The 16,712-nt window shown below is 61.8% G+C and carries 17 protein-coding genes; all 17 read left to right on the forward strand.

What is annotated here, in order from left to right:
• Positions 1-45 precede the first annotated feature (45 nt).
• The 17 genes from AC1DON_RS00805 (at position 46) to AC1DON_RS00885 (ending at position 16,652) form a co-directional block, all read left to right on the forward strand.
• Positions 46-225 carry a hypothetical protein gene (locus AC1DON_RS00805; protein WP_476932828.1) on the forward strand — a complete coding sequence of 60 codons (180 nt, stop codon included), beginning with the start codon at positions 46-48 and terminating at the stop codon, positions 223-225.
• A 43-nt stretch (positions 226-268) separates the two neighbouring features.
• On the forward strand, positions 269-781 hold the full coding sequence (locus tag AC1DON_RS00810) for a YcgN family cysteine cluster protein (protein WP_476932829.1): 513 nt from the start codon (positions 269-271) through the stop codon (positions 779-781).
• Positions 782-854: 73 nt separating this feature from the next.
• On the forward strand, positions 855-1,625 hold the full coding sequence (xth, locus tag AC1DON_RS00815) for an exodeoxyribonuclease III (RefSeq protein ID WP_476932830.1): 771 nt from the start codon (positions 855-857) through the stop codon (positions 1,623-1,625).
• A 164-nt stretch (positions 1,626-1,789) separates the two neighbouring features.
• Positions 1,790-1,948 carry a hypothetical protein gene (locus AC1DON_RS00820; protein ID WP_476932831.1) on the forward strand — a complete coding sequence of 53 codons (159 nt, stop codon included), beginning with the start codon at positions 1,790-1,792 and terminating at the stop codon, positions 1,946-1,948.
• Between the two features lie 119 nt (positions 1,949-2,067).
• On the forward strand, positions 2,068-3,048 hold the full coding sequence (locus AC1DON_RS00825) for a DnaJ C-terminal domain-containing protein (protein WP_476932832.1): 981 nt from the start codon (positions 2,068-2,070) through the stop codon (positions 3,046-3,048).
• Positions 3,049-3,244: 196 nt separating this feature from the next.
• Positions 3,245-3,661 (forward strand): PepSY domain-containing protein, encoded by a 417-nt coding sequence (locus AC1DON_RS00830; RefSeq protein ID WP_476932833.1) that lies wholly within the window; start codon positions 3,245-3,247, stop codon positions 3,659-3,661.
• 74 nt (positions 3,662-3,735) lie between these two features.
• On the forward strand, positions 3,736-4,416 hold the full coding sequence (locus AC1DON_RS00835) for a response regulator transcription factor (protein WP_476932834.1): 681 nt from the start codon (positions 3,736-3,738) through the stop codon (positions 4,414-4,416).
• Positions 4,417-4,492: 76 nt separating this feature from the next.
• Complete coding sequence (locus tag AC1DON_RS00840) at positions 4,493-5,941, forward strand: sensor histidine kinase (RefSeq protein WP_476932835.1); 1,449 nt, start codon at positions 4,493-4,495, stop codon at positions 5,939-5,941.
• Between the two features lie 196 nt (positions 5,942-6,137).
• Complete coding sequence (locus AC1DON_RS00845) at positions 6,138-7,493, forward strand: hypothetical protein (protein WP_476932836.1); 1,356 nt, start codon at positions 6,138-6,140, stop codon at positions 7,491-7,493.
• A gap of 186 nt (positions 7,494-7,679) precedes the next feature.
• Positions 7,680-7,898 carry a ribbon-helix-helix domain-containing protein gene (locus AC1DON_RS00850; RefSeq protein ID WP_476932837.1) on the forward strand — a complete coding sequence of 73 codons (219 nt, stop codon included), beginning with the start codon at positions 7,680-7,682 and terminating at the stop codon, positions 7,896-7,898.
• An 85-nt stretch (positions 7,899-7,983) separates the two neighbouring features.
• Positions 7,984-9,078, forward strand: a complete 1,095-nt coding sequence (gene ccmI, locus AC1DON_RS00855) for a c-type cytochrome biogenesis protein CcmI (RefSeq protein WP_476932838.1) — start codon at positions 7,984-7,986, stop codon at positions 9,076-9,078.
• Positions 9,078-9,569 (forward strand): cytochrome c maturation protein CcmE, encoded by a 492-nt coding sequence (ccmE, locus tag AC1DON_RS00860; RefSeq protein WP_476932839.1) that lies wholly within the window; start codon positions 9,078-9,080, stop codon positions 9,567-9,569. The genes ccmI and ccmE overlap by 1 nt, the downstream gene beginning before the upstream one ends.
• 225 nt (positions 9,570-9,794) lie before the next feature.
• The gene (locus AC1DON_RS00865; protein WP_476932840.1) at positions 9,795-11,789 is read left to right on the forward strand and encodes a heme lyase CcmF/NrfE family subunit; all 1,995 of its coding nucleotides are present in this window, start codon (positions 9,795-9,797) and stop codon (positions 11,787-11,789) included.
• A 209-nt stretch (positions 11,790-11,998) separates the two neighbouring features.
• On the forward strand, positions 11,999-12,421 hold the full coding sequence (locus AC1DON_RS00870; protein WP_476932841.1) for a cytochrome c-type biogenesis protein: 423 nt from the start codon (positions 11,999-12,001) through the stop codon (positions 12,419-12,421).
• Positions 12,422-12,593: 172 nt separating this feature from the next.
• Positions 12,594-14,156, forward strand: a complete 1,563-nt coding sequence (locus AC1DON_RS00875) for a Do family serine endopeptidase (RefSeq protein ID WP_476932842.1) — start codon at positions 12,594-12,596, stop codon at positions 14,154-14,156.
• A gap of 138 nt (positions 14,157-14,294) precedes the next feature.
• The gene (locus AC1DON_RS00880) at positions 14,295-14,966 is read left to right on the forward strand and encodes a response regulator transcription factor (protein ID WP_476932843.1); all 672 of its coding nucleotides are present in this window, start codon (positions 14,295-14,297) and stop codon (positions 14,964-14,966) included.
• A gap of 189 nt (positions 14,967-15,155) precedes the next feature.
• Positions 15,156-16,652: a sensor histidine kinase gene (locus AC1DON_RS00885; RefSeq protein WP_476932844.1), complete on the forward strand. Its 1,497-nt coding sequence runs from the start codon at positions 15,156-15,158 to the stop codon at positions 16,650-16,652.
• Positions 16,653-16,712 lie beyond the last annotated feature (60 nt).

Raw genomic sequence — 16,712 nt, forward strand, 5'->3', positions numbered from 1 at the left:
AGGTGCTAACCTGATTGCCTCAGTTCACTGTTCAGGAGAGATCACATGGAAGCCGTTGCCAACGCCCCCAAGACCGAAGCCCGCGAAATCAAGGGCCTGCCGTTTGCCGAACACCTTAACAAGCTGCCGGCGCCGATCAAGGACTTTATTGCCCGCCGTCCTGGTACGGCCGTAAGCATTGCTGCCCTGGCGGGTCTGGCCCTGCTGGTTGCTAAGCGCCGCTAACGATCCGGTTTGATATTCGGGCGCGGCGGATTATATAGCCGCGATGAGTGATCATGCCGCGCCCGTTAAACCCTTTTGGGAAACCAAGACTCTCGCACAGATGAATGCGAAGGAATGGGAATCCCTGTGTGATGGCTGCGGCCTGTGTTGCCTCGTCCGCTTCGAAGATGAAGAGACGCTGGAAGTCATTCCGACGCGCGTGCATTGCAAGCTGTTCGACAGTGAACTTTGCCAGTGTTCCGACTATGCCAATCGCAAGAAATATGTGCCCGACTGCATCAAGCTGACGCCCGGCAATATCGAAGCGCTGGAATGGATGCCGATGTCGTGCGGTTATCGCCGGCTGCATGAAGGCAAGCCCTTGCCGCGCTGGCATCACCTGATCACCGGCGATCGTGAGACAGTGCACGAGGCGGGCGTTTCAGTGCGCGGACAGACGATTTCCGAAGTTGCATTGCCGGATGTCGAGGACGCGCTCGACTTCGCTGCCTGGGACCTGAGCGAAGACCGCTCGGACTGGCCGTGCGATATCGACGAAGACGACACGCCGAAATAGCCTTATCGTCGTTTGACTTTGCCGCGGCACTGTCCTGTTTCGCGTTTACGGCCGCTGAAGTTCAATCGCGGCCATGAAAATCGCCACCTACAATGTCAACGGCGTCAATGGCCGCTTGCCTGTGCTGCTGCGCTGGCTGGACGAGGCGCAGCCTGACGCCGTCTGTTTGCAGGAACTGAAGGCGCCGGACGAAAAGTTTCCGGCAAAAGCGCTCGAAGAGGCGGGCTATGGCGCCATCTGGCACGGTCAGAAGTCTTGGAATGGCGTCGCTATCCTGGCGCGCGGTAAGACACCGGTCGAAACGCGCCGTCGCCTGCCGGGCGAAGACGAAGATACCCAGAGCCGCTATATCGAAGCTGCGGTAAACGGCGTTCTGATCGGCTGTCTCTACCTACCCAACGGCAATCCATATCCGGGGCCAAAGTTCGATTACAAGCTGCGCTGGTTCGAGCGGTTGAAGGACCATGCGAAGGAATTGCTCAGCAGCGGCGCACCGGTCGTGCTGGCGGGCGATTACAATGTCATGCCGACCGACCTGGATGTCTACGCGCCCGAACGGTGGCTGGACGACGCCCTGTTCCGCAAGGAGGTGCGCGAAGCCTTTGCCGGGTTGGTGGCACAGGGCTGGACAGATGCCCTGCGCAAGCTGCATCCGGACGAGCGCATCTACACCTTCTGGGACTATCTCAGGAAGCGCTGGGAGCGTAATGCGGGCCTCAGGATCGATCATTTCCTGCTTAGTCCCGACATCGCCAAACGGCTGAAGCGGGCGGAGGTCGACCGCCACGTGCGCGGTTGGGAAAAGACCAGCGACCACGCGCCGGTATGGATCGACTTGCGTTAAGCGGTTCATGTCCGGTTCAGTTCATGAGGCTTAGCCTCTTTAGGACGGTACCGTGGAGCTGCCGGGAGCGCGGCCGTCCTTGAGGGAAGGGCTTAACGCCATGAAGAAAATTGCAGTGCTTATCCTCGCCTCGGCCTGTGCATTGACACTCGCCGGTTGCGCGCATGACTATTATGGAGGCGGCGATTGGGGACGCCACGGTCGCCACCGCGACCGCGACCATGATCACCATCGGGGTGACCGCCATGACCGGGACAGGGGCGACCGTAACGATCATGATCGTGGCGGCCACCGCGATCGCGACCGGAACTAGCCGGCACTAGAAGGATAATTTGACCGGCGGCCGGGATATTCTTCGGTGGCCGGTTCCGCGCACCGCGCTTGCCTCTTGAAAAGTTTGACTGTAGGACAAAACTTGTCGCGCAGGAGGACTTTTACCACAGTGGCTAACGACCCTTATGTTGAACTGGGCGTCTCGCGCGGCGCCAGCGACACAGAAATTCAAAAAGCATTCCGTAAGCTGGCCAAGGAACTGCATCCTGACCAGAACAAGGGCAACAAGGCGACCGAGGAACGCTTCAAGCGGATCACGGCTGCCTATGACTTCCTGAAGGACGCCGACAAGCGCAAGCGCTTCGATCGCGGCGAAATCGACGCCGACGGCCGCGAGATCTATCGCGGCTTTGGCGGCGGTGGTGCCGGTGCAGGTGGTGGATTTGGTGGCGGCAGCGCTGGTGCAGGCGGCCGCTTCGAAGGCATGGATTTCGAAGACATATTCGACATGTTCGGCGCCGGCGGCAAGCGCGGCGGCGGTGCAGGTGGTGGTGGTTTTGGCGGCTCGCCCTTCGGCTCTCCTCCGCCCTCCAAGGGTAATGATGTCAAGGTCAAGCTGGATATCGACCTGCTCGACACGATCGTCGGCAATACGCGCCGCGTCCTGTTCTCGGACGGGCGCACGGTCGACGTCAATATCCCCAAGGGCGCGCGTGACGGCCAGATGCTCAGGCTCAAGGGACAGGGATCGCCCGCGCCCGGCGGCCGTGGATCGCCCGGCGATGCCATGATCGAGCTGCGCGTCCGAGAACATCCTATTTTCCGCCTGGAAGGTAACGACCTGCATATGGACCTGTTTGTCTCGCTGCCCGACGCACTGCTGGGCGGCAAGGTCCAGGCGCCGACGCCTGACGGTCCGGTCAGCGTCAATATCGCTGCCGGCACCAATTCCGGTGCGGCGCTGCGGCTCAAGGGCCGGGGCGCCTACCACAAGGATAATGAGCGTGGCGACCTGTTCGCCCACATCGCCATCGCCTTGCCGGACGGCCAGACGGAAAAGATGCCGGAGGATATCCGTAAGGAGCTGACGGCCCTGGCCGAACGCTGGCGATCGGAAGCGCCTTACGCGCCCAGCATGCGCAAGAGGTGAGCGCCTGCGGTATGATTGTTCGCCCGTGGCGCGAATTTTTTGCAGCCTTACAGAGCGTCATATAACGCCCGAAGTCTAAGTCATTGTTTTTCTGTGCTCTTATGTGAAGCAATGCTTGGTAATTTTTTGCATGTCGGACTATGTCTGATCATGTTGTTCAGCTAAGGTTCAGGTCTGCGGTCCTATTGTCGGGAACATGAAACGGATTTTCGCTCTTTTCTGTCTGGCTCTGACGGTCGCACCCATGGGTGCGCAGGCTGAGACCTTGCGCGAACTGGTCCAGGGGCTCGACAGCGCCGTGGTCGTCAAGATTGGCGGCGAGCAGGAGCGGCGCCGGCCAGGACGCGACCGTGACGATCGCGACGATCGTGGTAATAATGGCGGCAGCAACTGGCGCGATAGCCGTAACGATGATCGCGGCGGGAATGACCGGCGCGAGGACCGCAATGACGGCCGCATCCGGCGCGCCATGGACATTGCCCGCAGCCGTGGCCAGGTGCTCGATGCCGGTCAGCAGGGGGGCTCGATCTTCTGGGTGCGCGTCGCTACGCCGAATGGCCGCGTCGATCTCTTGGTCGATGCCGACTCAGGCCGTATAGTCGGCGAACGATAAGGTTTTTGTTTTGTCGCGATATTAGGGCAAAACCGCTGACACGTTTTGCCATATCGCTCTAGAGGTACGACGATTTGCGTATTCTGCTTGCCGAAGACGATCCCGACCTGTCCCGTCAACTGAAAGCTTCGCTTAGCGATGCCGGTTACGTGGTGGACCACGCCCCGGATGGCGAAGAAGCGCATTTCCTGGGCGATACCGAACCCTATGACTGCATCATCCTCGACCTTGGCCTGCCCAAGATCGACGGCGTGTCAGTGCTGGAACGCTGGCGGCGCGAAGGCAAGTCGACGCCGGTGCTGATCCTGACGGCGCGCGGGGCGTGGAGCGACAAGGTGTCAGGCTTCGACGCGGGCGCTGACGACTACCTGACCAAGCCCTTCCACACCGAGGAACTGCTGGCGCGTCTGCGTGCCCTGGTGCGCCGCGCCGCCGGCCACGCCCAGCCGCTTCTGACCTGTGGCGGCCTGCGGCTTGATCCCCGTGCCGCCCGGGCCTCGGTCAATGGCGAGCCCCTGCGCCTGACCTCGCTGGAATACCGGCTGCTGCACTACTTGATGATGCACCAGAACCGGGTGATCTCGCGCACCGAGCTGGTCGAGCACCTGTACGACCAGGATTTCGATCGCGATTCCAACACCATCGAAGTGTTCATGGGCCGGCTGCGCAAGAAGATCGGCAACGATCGCATCGAAACCGTGCGCGGGCTGGGCTATCGCCTCAAGCCGCTGCACGGCGAGGTCGAAAGCCTGTGAGGGCAGGGGCGTGGCATAGTCACGCCCTGTGCCTCCCCATGCGTGGGGAGGGCGAAGGCTTTTCGTCATATCTGCCATGACCGATGGGACGCCCCTGGCGCGCGAGACCGAGCGCGTGCGCGGTTTCTGGCGGCTGATCTCCAGCCGCAGCAATTCGCTGGTCGGGCGATTGATCCGCCTGGCGGCGGCCTGGTTCATCTTCATGCTGGTCATGACCGGCATCGCCCTGACCTACTACTTCCATGAGACAGCACTGCGCCGCTTCGAACTGGGGGTGGGTCAGATCGCGGACAACCTCTATGTCGATACTGACGTGGCCAGCGACGGACGTCTTGTCACACCGCCTTTTTTCGACACACGCACCAATCGCGTCTATTCCGGCCTCTACTGGCAGGTCAGCGAGATTGCCAAGGACGGCAAGGTCAGCGATCCGGCGCGCTCGCGCTCGCTGTGGAACGCCCGCATCCCCATCCCGGCGGAAGTCCTGGCCGGGGTGCGCAGTGCCTCAGGCAAGCCGGTCTTCTACAATAGTTTCGGTCCTCAGGGCGAGGCGTTGCGCGCGGCGGCCATCTTTTCGATGATCGACGGCCGCAACTTCGTCTTTGTCGCCGCGGAAGACCGCCGGCAGATGGACAAGCAGGTCGAGACCTTTGCCCTGATGACGACGCTCGCCCTGCTGCTGCTGGCGATCGGGTCGCTGATGGCCATCTATTTCCAGGTACGTTTTGGCCTGAGGCCCTTGTTCGACCTGACCGGCGAAATCGCCGCTATCCAGCGCGGCGAGCAGCAGCGCCTGCTCAAGACCTATCCGGCCGAGATCACGCCGGTGGGGCGCCAGATCAATGCATTTCTCGACGACTCCCAGGAGATGATGGAGCGGCAGCGCATGCACGTTGGCAACCTGGCCCACGCGCTCAAGACGCCGCTGTCGGTGCTGATGACGGCGGCCGGCACGGACGGTGCGCCGCTGAATGAGATGGTGCGCAAGCAGGCCGAAGCCATGCGCGCCCAAGTCGACCACCACCTGCGCCGCGCCCGCGCCGCTGCCCGCGCCCAGTCGATGGGCGAACGCACTCAGGTCGAGCCGGTGCTGGACGAACTGGCGGTCATGCTGGAACAGGTTTTCCATGACAAGGGCGTGGTCATCGACTGGCGCGCACCTGAAAGCCTTATGTTCCGTGGTGAAAAGCAGGATCTGCAGGAAATCGCCGGCAATTTGCTGGAAAATGCCTGCATCTGGTGCAAGCGGCGAGTGCGGATCACCGCCGAATTTTCCGAGGCCGAGCACGTCCTGGCGCTCAATATCGAGGACGACGGCCCTGGCCTCGATGAGGCGCGCTTCGACGAGGTGCTGAAGCGTGGCGCGCGGCTGGACGAAAGCGTGCCAGGCACGGGACTCGGCCTGTCGATCGTCGACGAACTGGTGCGGGCATACAGCGGCACGCTGAAATTCGAACGCTCTACGCTCGGCGGGCTGAAGGTGCGTATTCGCCTGCCGGGTGGGGTCCAGGACCTGGAAGTATAGAAGCTATCTTACGCGATGTGGTTAAGTGCACTTTATCACACAAATAGTTCAATTGTGTAGGCAACTTAAGGAAATAAGAGACCACTTTGGTTGCCTGATACCGTCAGAGAAAATTAACCAGATATCTCTAAAGATTTTCGTCTGAAACAGTCGGCACATTTCTGCGTACTACGGCTGTCGGGGACTATTCCATCCAATGAGCCTGATAGCGGACAAACGGCTGGTATTGCTGAAGGGCCTGATCAAGACCTTGCCCCAGGCATCGCTGCGTTCGCTTGAGCTTGCCCTCGGCCTGACGAAGGACGCGGCGCTGATCGAAGTCCGCGAACTCATCAGCGTCGAACTGGAATTCCGCTACGCCAAGGAAGCCGTCTTTGCGCCCTACATGCCGTTGTTCGAGACGCGCCAGGACGGTCTGAACGCTGTCGAATTCCCGCACTGGCTGCTCGGAAATCTGTGGCGGGCACTGGAAAGCCATGAGCCCGAACTCTATCAGCAGTCGCGCTTCGCCTTGCGCGGCCTGCGCGCCGACGACCCGACCCCGGTTGTCTTCTTCCGTTTGGTGACGTCGGCCGCCGCCATCTGCCGCGACCATCCAAACGAGGTCCTGCCGAAAACACCGGCGCGTGGCGACGCCGAGGAAGTCGCTGAGTTCGCGCACTATCTGGACCTGCATCGCATCATCCGCACCGTCCTTGCCAAGCTGCCCGACTTCCTGGGGCGTATCGACGCTGAAAAGGCCGCTGCGCTGCGCCTTATGTTCAAGGACGCCTGCGCCATCTCCGACGAAGGCGGTATGCGGTTCATGGAGGTCATCTTCGCGAACCTGGATGATGGCGCCCAGATCATCAAGTTTATCGCCACCGTCTCCGACCGGCCGAACGACCGTTTCCTGGCCGAGTCGGAACTGGCAGATTTCGGCGAGCGCATCCTGGACCGTATCGAGGAAGGGCTCAACGACCTCAAGTCGGCGATTGGCGGCAAGGGAGAGGCGCAGGACGACGCCGGCGTGCGCGTTGCGCAGACCGTTGGTCAACTCCAATCGTTCGGCCATTATATTGAATTGTCGCGCGACGGCCCGTGGAGCAAGCGCGTGGCCGAGGCCAGCAAGCAGATCGCCGGCCTGGTTGAGAGCCGCCTCAAGGGCGCCGAACGCATTTTCGAAGACACCCTGGTGATGAAGTCCGAGCGCATCTACGGTCGCGTCAAGAAGGACGTGCCCAAGATGGACAAGTATCCCAAGCCGGAAGTCATCGCGCGTGCCCGCAACTGCGCCGTCTTTGTGCGTGAAGTGCGCGCCACGGCCAATGCCGGTGGCTTCGCGACACTGCACACCAAGACCGTGCAGACGCTGGAAAGCCAGCTCGACAGCTATTTCGAAGCCTTGCTGGACGTCGCCAATGGCGAAGATCCATTCGACAGCGAGCAGGTCATGAGCTTCTTCGAACTCGTCACCGACCTGATGGAGGCCCTGTGCGGCGAAGAAAAGGCCGTCGTTGGCCGCCGCCGCGTGGCGTCGTCCAATGTGCTGAACCCGCCAAAAGTGGCATAGCGCGCAAAATTTTGCGCGTTGCGATACTTGCGCCGAAACCGTCTACGCTTGCGGCATAGCCCTCATGGTTAATATTCCCTTAAAGCTAGATCGCGCGTGTGACGGTTCTCGTGTGGAATTAATCGTTTTGCGGGTAGCCGTGCATAGCAGCTAAAGGTCGGCGGTATTCCTTCACGAAGCCCCGCCATGATTACCCTGACGCTCGGTACACATTACGAAGAGTTTATCCGGCAACAGCTGGCGGCTGGTCTTTTCGACACGCCCTCCGATCTGATGTGCGAGGCCTTGCGGCTTATGGAAGAGCGGCGGCCCGGCCTAACCGCCGCTGATCTGCCGGACCGTCCCTTGGGCGCGCGCGAAACCCGCTCGATCTTTGCGCAGGTTCGCAGTCAGTTGCGCGCGTAGTTGTAACGGCTCTGCCCCGGTAATATTGTCGCACGGAGCGCCGGGGACTTGGCTTTGACATAATTTGCGTTATGTCAGGGGATCTATGATCGGTCTTGTCCTCACCTGCGTCGTCATTGCCGCCGTGCTCATTGCCGTTGTGAGCCTGTGGCACCGCCGTGCGCCGGCGACGGACGCGCTCACTCTCGCGAAAGCGCAGTACGAAGGCTTTGTCGCCGACGTCGAACGCCGTGAGGGGCGGGGCGATATCGATGCAGACCTGGCCAATGAGGAGCGCGTCGAAGCGGCGCGCGCCCTGCTGAAGGCCGAAGCCGCTGACAGACCCGCCTACAGCCTGAAGCCCGCACACGCCGCGGTCGGCGCCTTTGCCGTCGCGGGGCTGAGCTTTGGTCTGTATGCACTCTACATCGGCCATCCTGAACTGCCGGACCAGCCTTATGAAAAGCGCGTCGTCGCATGGACGAAGGCGGCGCGGCAGAATATCGACAGCCTGCCGCCCGAAGCTCTGTCGGCCGTCCTGCATCGCCGCGCCAGCGAACCGGACAATGTGAAAAACCCGGAATTCTGGTTGTTCCTCGGTAAGGTCGACATGATGGCCGGGCGCTACTACGAAGCCGCCAAGGCATTCGATACCTCGATGAAGCTGTCGCCCAAGACCTTCACCGGCTGGTCGGATATCGCCGAGGCGCTTTATTTCGTCGCCGGCGGGGCGGTTGGTCCGGATTCGCAAAAGGCTTTCGATGTCGCGCTGAAGCAGGACCCGACGGATGCGCGGGCGCACTACTATCTCGGCCGCCGGGACCTCGACCAGGGGCGGTATGACAGCGCGCGGACGCACTTCCTGACCGCGAAGGCGGCCCTGGCCGTTGATGACATCCGCCAGAACGCCATCGCCGAACAGCTCGCGGCCGTAGAGACAGCGCAGTCGGGCGAGGCGGCCGCGAAGGCGCGTGTCAACGGCATGGTGGCGTCGCTGGAAGCGCAACTGGCCGAGCAGCCGGATAACCCTGACGGGTGGGCGCGGCTGCTGCGGTCTTACGATGTGATTGGTGACACGGCGGGCAAGGCGCGGGCTCTGAAATCTATGCAGGCGCATTATCGCGACCGGCCGCAAGTGGCCGCGGGCGTCGTGCAGAAGTCGCAAGGCGCGGTCGGCGCCGAAAATACGGGAGGCCAATGATGGGTTTCTGGCCTAAGTCAGTCAAAGCGCGCCGCCGTCTTACGATCTTCCTGATCGCTGCGCCCTTGCTGCTGGCGGCAGCGGGACTGAGTCTCTATGCGCTGAAGGGCACTGCGATCTATTTCTACACGCCGGCCCAGATGATCGAAGCCAAGGTCAAGACGGGTGAGGTCGTGCGTCTGGGCGGTCTGGTCAAGGCTGGCAGTGTCACCAAGCTGGCGGACGGTTCGGTGAAGTTCACCGTCATGGATAAGCTGAAAGAGATCGATGTCGCCTATAAGGGCGACTTGCCGGATCTGTTCCGCGAAGGGCAGGGCGTGGTCTGCGAGGGCGAGGTTACGGCGTCGGGTCTGCGCGCCACGCAGGTCCTGGCCAAACACGACGAGACCTACATGCCCAAGAACGTCAAGGAAGAGCTGGAGCGGCAGGGCGAATGGCGCCCCGACGCCAAGCCTGCCGAGCCCAAGGCGGATCGGCCGTTCGGGACATGATTAAGATGCAGGTTGCTCTCTCTGATATTCCCGCCCCGTTTACGGGGAGGGGGGACCGTCGCGATTTATCGCGACGGTGGGAGGGGGCATGAAAGACACCTCAATAACAGCTGCTGACGTTTGCGCTTTGGATAACCGACGGCTTCCCCCTCCCACCATTTGCTTGCGCAAATGGTCCCCCCWCCCCGTAAACGGGGCGGGAATAATAATGAGGGGCGGCGTCGCATGACCTTCCTCAACGAAATCGGTGTGTTTGCGCTGGTATGCGCCTTTGTGCTCAGCCTGGCGCAGGTCAGCCTGGTCGCCGCCGGCCAGTGGAAGCCTTTACGCGGCATCGAGCGTTACAGCGAAGGCGTTTCGCTGGCGGCGGCGCTCAGCGTCATCTTGTCGTTCGCCATCCTGATCGCTGCCTTTATCCGTTCGGACTTCTCAGTGGTGAACGTCTACGAACATTCGCACACCGACAAGCCGCTGCTTTACAAGATCTCGGGCGCGTGGGGATCGCATGAAGGCTCGATGCTGCTGTGGTGCTCTATCCTGCTCGGCTTTGGCGCGCTGGTCACGCTTCTGGGGCGCGGCCTGCCGGACAGCCTCAAGCACAAGGCTCTGGGGGTACAGGGCCTTCTGGGCGCCGCCTTTGTCGGCTTCACGCTGTTAAGTTCCAACCCGCTCGGCCGCCTCGCCGATGCGCCCCTGCAAGGCCTGTCACTCAATCCGGCGCTTCAGGACCCGGCGATGGCCTTCCATCCGCCCATGCTCTATCTCGGCTATGTCGGCATGTCGGTGGTCTTCTCCTTTGCCATTGCTGCCCTGATCGAAGGCCGTCTGGACCGCGCCTGGGCGCGCTGGGTCAGGCCGTGGGTGCTGGCAGCCTGGGTGTGCCTGACCATAGGCATCATGCTGGGCGCCTACTGGGCCTATTATGAGCTGGGCTGGGGCGGCTGGTGGGCCTGGGACCCGGTGGAGAATGCCTCCTTCATGCCGTGGCTCGCGGCGACGGCGCTGCTGCACAGTGCAATCGTCATGGAAAAGCGCGATGCTCTGAAGGCGTGGACTGTCTTCCTGGCGATCCTGGCCTTTACCTTCTCGATGATGGGCGCATTCCTGGTCCGCTCGGGACTCCTGACCTCGGTCCATGCCTTTGCCTCCGATCCGCAGCGTGGGATATTGCTGCTGACCATCCTGTTCGTGACCGCGGGACTTGGATTCGCGTTGTTCGCGCTGCGCGTACCGGAGCTGAAGCCGGGCGGTCTATTCGCCGCCGTGTCGCGCGAAGCCTCGCTGGTGCTCAATAACCTGTTGCTGTCGGCGGCCCTGTTGTCGGTATTCCTCGGCACCCTCTATCCGCTTTTGATGCAGGCGCTGGTCGATAAGGCGATGTCGGTCGGCGGACCCTATTACCTTGCCGTATTCGGACCGATCATGCTGGCGGCGATCGCGCTCATTCCGGTCTCGCAACTGATGTCATGGAAGCGCAGCGACCTGAAGGGCGTCGTTCAGCGCCTGGGCCTGGCCTTTGGCATTGCCTGTTTGAGCGCCGCCATCGGTTCGCTGTTCTATGGCGGGGGGGGCGTGTGGAAACAGCTGACCTTCTTTGCCGGCTTGCTGGCCGGGTTCTGGCTGATCTGGGGTTCGCTGCGGCTCCTGGCCGAGCGCATCGGGTTCCGTACTGGGGCGTGGCGTAAGTTCATCGCCTTGCCGCTGGCGACGCATGGCATGATCCTGGCGCACGTCGGACTGGGCGTGTTTGTTCTGGGCGCCATCGTCGAAAGCCATTCGCGCGTCAGTATCCAGCAAAGCATGCAGGTCGGCGATACGGCCAGGCTGGCGGGCTATGAGATGACCTTTACCGGCACCTATCGTCAGGATGGTGCCAACTATGACGCTCAGGGCGGGGTGTTTGTCATTGAGAAGAATGGCCGTCAGGTCTGCGAGGCGCGGCCCCAGCGGCGGTTCTATTCGGCGTCGAATTCGATGCAGAGCAAGGTCTGGCTATGTTTCGAGCCGTTGAACGACCTTTATGTCGTATTGTCCCAGCCGCAGGAAAGCATCAATGGCAAGCCGGTGTGGCAGGTGCGTTGGTTCTATAATCCATGGGTGCGGTTGATCTTCCTCGGGCCCATGCTGATGGCGCTGGGCGGGCTGCTGTCGCTGTTCGACCGGCGCTTGCGGTTAGGGATCGCGACGAAGGCCAGCAAGCTCAAAGAGGTGGCGTCGTGACGAATGGCCAGGACAGCATGGGCACTTCGCCCTCCCCATTCATGGGGAGGGGGGACCATCGCTTGCGATGGTGGGCGGGGCCTGCCCTCGAATATGTCAAACGCTTTGGTCTGAAGCTTGTATACCTTTGGCCAGCCGCGGAAGGCCCCGCCCACCATCTGCGGAGCAGATGGTCCGCCCTCCCCATGAATGGGGAGGGCGTAAAGTTAGTGATTCTAGTCGGGCTTTTACTCTTTCCCTTCACCGCCCACGCCGACGCGGCCCAGGACGAGGCCCGCGCCAGAGCCCTCTACCGCGAAGTGCGCTGCGTTGCCTGCCAGAGTCAGGACATCGCCGATTCCGACGCGGCCATCGCTGCCGATATGCGCCGCGAAATCCGTGAAGAGATCGCGCAAGGCCGCTCGAATGAGGAAATTCGTGCCGGACTATCGGCGCGCTATGGCGACTACGTCCTGTTCAGGCCGCGTTTTTCCGTCGGTAACCTGTTGCTTTGGGGGCTGCCGCCGCTGATCCTGATCGGCGGAATCGCCGTCTTCGTCATTATGTCACGCCGGAAACATATCTCCCGTGACTATACCTTAAGTGACGCCGAAGAGGCGCGGCTGCGCGATATCCTCAGGGACGATCACTGACGCATAAGAAAACTACGAAAGTTTTCGGAATGTCACGATTTTGCCTCAGCGATGGTTATAGTCGATAAGGACCTGATTTTTGTGCGCGGGGGAGGTTGTATTCCCCTGGCGAAACGCTCAGATTGGTGCGGAAACGTCCGCACCCAACCCTAATAAGGAACAGTGAAGTACCATGGGGAAAACGACCTTAAGTGCTTTCTTCAAAAACCGTTCGACGGTCGCTGGCGCAGTGGCCGGCCTGGCGCTGGGCGCGGGTGTCGCCGCCGCCGCCATGTCGGGCTTCAACGGTCAGGCGCCCGGCATCGGCTATGACGGCGCGCAACTGATCCGCGCAGCCGATCTGACCCCGGTCAAGCCGCCCAATGGCGCCCCCATGTCCTTCGCCGACATGATCGAGCGCGTATCGCCGGCCGTCGTCTCGATCGAGACCAAGGGCAAGATGAAGGTGCCAACCGGCATTCCTGCGCTTCCGGGCTTCGACTTCCCCGGTCAGGACGATGACAGCCAGGGCGGCCGCGAACAGGAAGTGCGCGGCGCCGGTTCGGGCTTCTTCATTTCGGCCGACGGCTATGTCGTCACCAACAACCACGTCATCCAGGGCGCCGACGAAATCACCGTCAAGCTGACCAATGACAAGGAACTGAAGGCCACTGTGATCGGCCGCGATCCGGCGACCGACCTGGCCGTGCTCAAGGTCGAAGGCCACGACTTCCCGTTTGTGCGCTGGGAGCTGGAAAAGAAGCCGCGCGTCGGTGACTGGGTCGTCGCCGTCGGCAACCCGTTCAACTTCTCCAACACCGCCACCGCCGGCATCGTATCGGCCTATGGCCGTGACCTGCGCGAATCGGGCACCAGCTATATCGATTACCTGCAGATCGACGCCGCCATCAACCGGGGCAACTCGGGTGGTCCGACCTTTGATCTGTACGGCCGGGTGATTGGCGTCAACACGGCCATCGTCACCCCATCGGGCGCCAATGCCGGCGTCGGCTTCGCTATTCCCGCCGACATCGCCAACCGCATCACCTCGCAGCTGATCCGCGGCGTGAAGATCGAACGCGGCTATATCGGCGTCACCATTTCGCCGGTGACCCAGGAAAATGCCGAGGCGCTGGCCGTCGATACGATGGGCGCCTATATCACCGACACGACCAAGGGCGGTCCTGCCGACAAGGCCGGCGTCCAGGCGGGTGACATCGTCAAGACCGTCAATGGCCAGTCGGTCAAGAGCCCGACCGAGCTGACCCGCCGTATCGCCGACGTCAAGGTCGGTGAAAAGGTAACGCTGGGTGTGGTCCGTGGCGGCAAGGTGGTCAACCTGACACTGACGGCAGCATTGCGCCCCAGCGAGGACGACCTGGCTAAGGGCCTGAACGGTGGCGATGACGGTCCCGAAACACCGGGTGCCGAGGCAACCGGGACGCCGTCGGTCATGGGCATGAGCGTCAAGGGCCTGACCCCTGAGAACCGCCGGACCTACGGTCTCAATTCGGACATCAAGGGCGTGGTCATCACCAATGTCGACATGAACAGCGACGGCGGTCAGAAGGGGCTCAAGCCCGGCGACGTCATCGTCCTGGCCGACCAGCGTCCGATCACGACCCAGGCCGAGTTCGCCAAGGTGGTCGACGAACTTAAAAAGGCGGGTCGTCCGTCCATCCTGCTGCTGATCAGCCGCGATGGCCGCAACCTGCCGCTGCCGCTGTCGCTGAAAGACGCGCCGGCCAAGAAGTAAGGCAGAGCCTTCAAGCTGAAAAGCCCTCCGGAAACGGAGGGCTTTTTTGTTTCCCGAATGCTTAATTGCGAATATTTAACGGGCCTGACAGAATAATCCGCGCTAAACCGGTTACATAAATAACGGAAAGAATCGCACATGCAGGTCCTGATTGTCGAAGATGACATGGAAGCCGCCCTCAACATGCAGAAGGGCCTGAAAGAGGCCGGCATCGAGGCCCGCCTGGCTGGCGACGGACAGCAGGGGCTAGAGGCGATTCGCCAGCAGGCGCCCGACGTTATCATTCTTGACCGTATGATGCCTGTCATGGACGGCGTCAGCATGCTCACGCAGTTGCGCGCCGACGGCGTCGATACGCCGGTGCTGTTCCTGTCGGCGCTTGGTGAACTGGAAGACCGCGTGTCGGGCCTGCGCGCCGGTGCCGACGACTATCTCGTCAAGCCGTATGCCCTGCCGGAGCTGCTGGCGCGTGTCGAAGCCCTGGCCCGCCGCAAGGAAAAGGACCAGGTCGAAACGATCCTGCGTGTCGGTGACCTGGAAATGAACCTGATTTCGCGCCAGGTGAAGCGCCAGACGACGGTCATCGACCTGCAGCCGCGCGAATTCCAGCTGCTGGAATTCCTGATGCGCCACGCCGGCCAGAGCGTCACCCGCACCATGTTGCTGGAAAAGGTCTGGGCCTATCATTTCGACCCTCAGACCAATGTCATCGACGTGCACATCTCCCGCCTGCGCTCCAAGCTCGACAAGGGCTTCGACCGGCCGATGCTGCACACGGTACGTGGTGAAGGCTATCAGTTAAAGGCGTGACACGCGTATCCCCTACGGCATTCCACTTCCTATTTCCTTCCCCGTTTACGGGGAAGGTGGCGCGGCGCTTGCGCCGTGACGGAAGGGGGATTTCCCAACCGCCTGCTTCCCCCTTCCGTCAGTCGCTGCTTGGCGCAGCGCCTGCCACCTTCCCCGTAAACGGGGAAGGAAGTTGGTATTGCGCCGTCCATGCCCGATAAGCTCCTCTCCAATCTGCGCCAGAACCTGTCGGACTTCTGGAACCTGACCTTTTTTCGGCCGAACGTCTTTCGCCAGACGCCGTTCCGCCTGACCCTGGTCTTCCTGAGCGTCTACCTGTTCGTCGCCATGCTGGTCTTCGGCTATATCTGGCTGGCGACCTCGACGGAATCGCGCGCCTGGGGCAACAGCTCGATCGATGCCCGCGTCAAGATTCTCAAGGACATAGATCAAACTCAAGGCCACGCGGCCGTCGTTGGCAAGATCCTAAGCGACGAGGCGGTCGAATGGGGCTTCGCCAAGGGCGTGTTCGATTCGTCGGGCACCATCCTGGCCCAGAATATCCGCACCAAGATGGAAGGTCGCGACCTGCCGGATGAGATCATCCGCCGCGGCATGCAGAACCTCGACAAACCGGCCAGCTCCTTCAATTTCACCTATTCTTCTCCCAATACGCCGGGCAATTGCTGTCGTTTCCAGGGACGCATCGTCCGTTTCGACGACGACTTCTACGTCTTTGTCGCCATGGACATGTCGTGGGCCGACCACGGCTTCCAGCAGGAGGTCAATGCGGCGATCGGCGGCGGCGTTCTGGTTATCCTGCTCGGCCTGTTCGCCGGCACGCTGATCAACCAGGAAGTCACGCGCTCGGTCACTCGCGTCACCAACGTCCTCAGTCAGGTCCAGGAAGGCGACCTCAAGGCGCGCATTGCCGTCCGTGAAACCGGCGACGAATTCGATGCCCTGGCCGCGCGCATCAACCAGACGCTCGAGCGGATGGAAAAGACGATGGGCAATCTCAAATATGCTGGTGACGCCATCGCCCACGACCTGAGATCGCCGCTGTCGCGCCTGCGTTCCAAGCTTGAGGTATCGCTGTTCGAGGTCGACCGCGACCCGTCACAGGCCCACGACGCCCTGCAGAAGGCGCTGGACGAGACCGATCAGTTGCTGCGCACCTTCCACACCGTCTTTGCCATTTCCAGGCTGCAGGCGGCCGGCCAGGCACCCGATCAGGTCCTGTTCCCGGCCAGCGACCTGGCGACCGACATGGCCGAGCTCTACGAGGCTGTCGCGTCCGACAAGGGGCTTGAGTTCGAGGCCGAGATCGAGCCCGGCGTGCGTGTGCTGGGCAACCGCGACTTCCTGGCCCAGGCCCTGGCCAATTTGCTCGACAATGCCGTCAAATACACGGCGGCCGGCGGCATCACCTTCCGCCTGCGTCGCACGTCGCAGCGCGAGGTCGAATTCTCGATCACGGATACTGGCCCCGGCGTGCCCGAAAAGGATCGTCCGCGCATCGCCGAACGCTTCGTCCGTCTCGAAAACAGCCGCTCGTTGCCCGGCGTGGGCCTTGGGCTGGCTATGGTCGAAGCCGTCGCCGTGGCGCACAAGGGCCGCCTGACGATTGACGAAGGTCCGGGCGTATTCGATGGCAACGGGCCGGGTTTGCGCACCGCCCTGGTGCTGCCACCGCTGCAAGGCTGAGTCGTTTTAAAGCACTTTCCTGTCACATGACTTTGTCAAATACCGGAATCGTTGCAAACC

The sequence above is a fragment of the Asticcacaulis sp. P4_H10 genome (assembly GCF_056400965.1).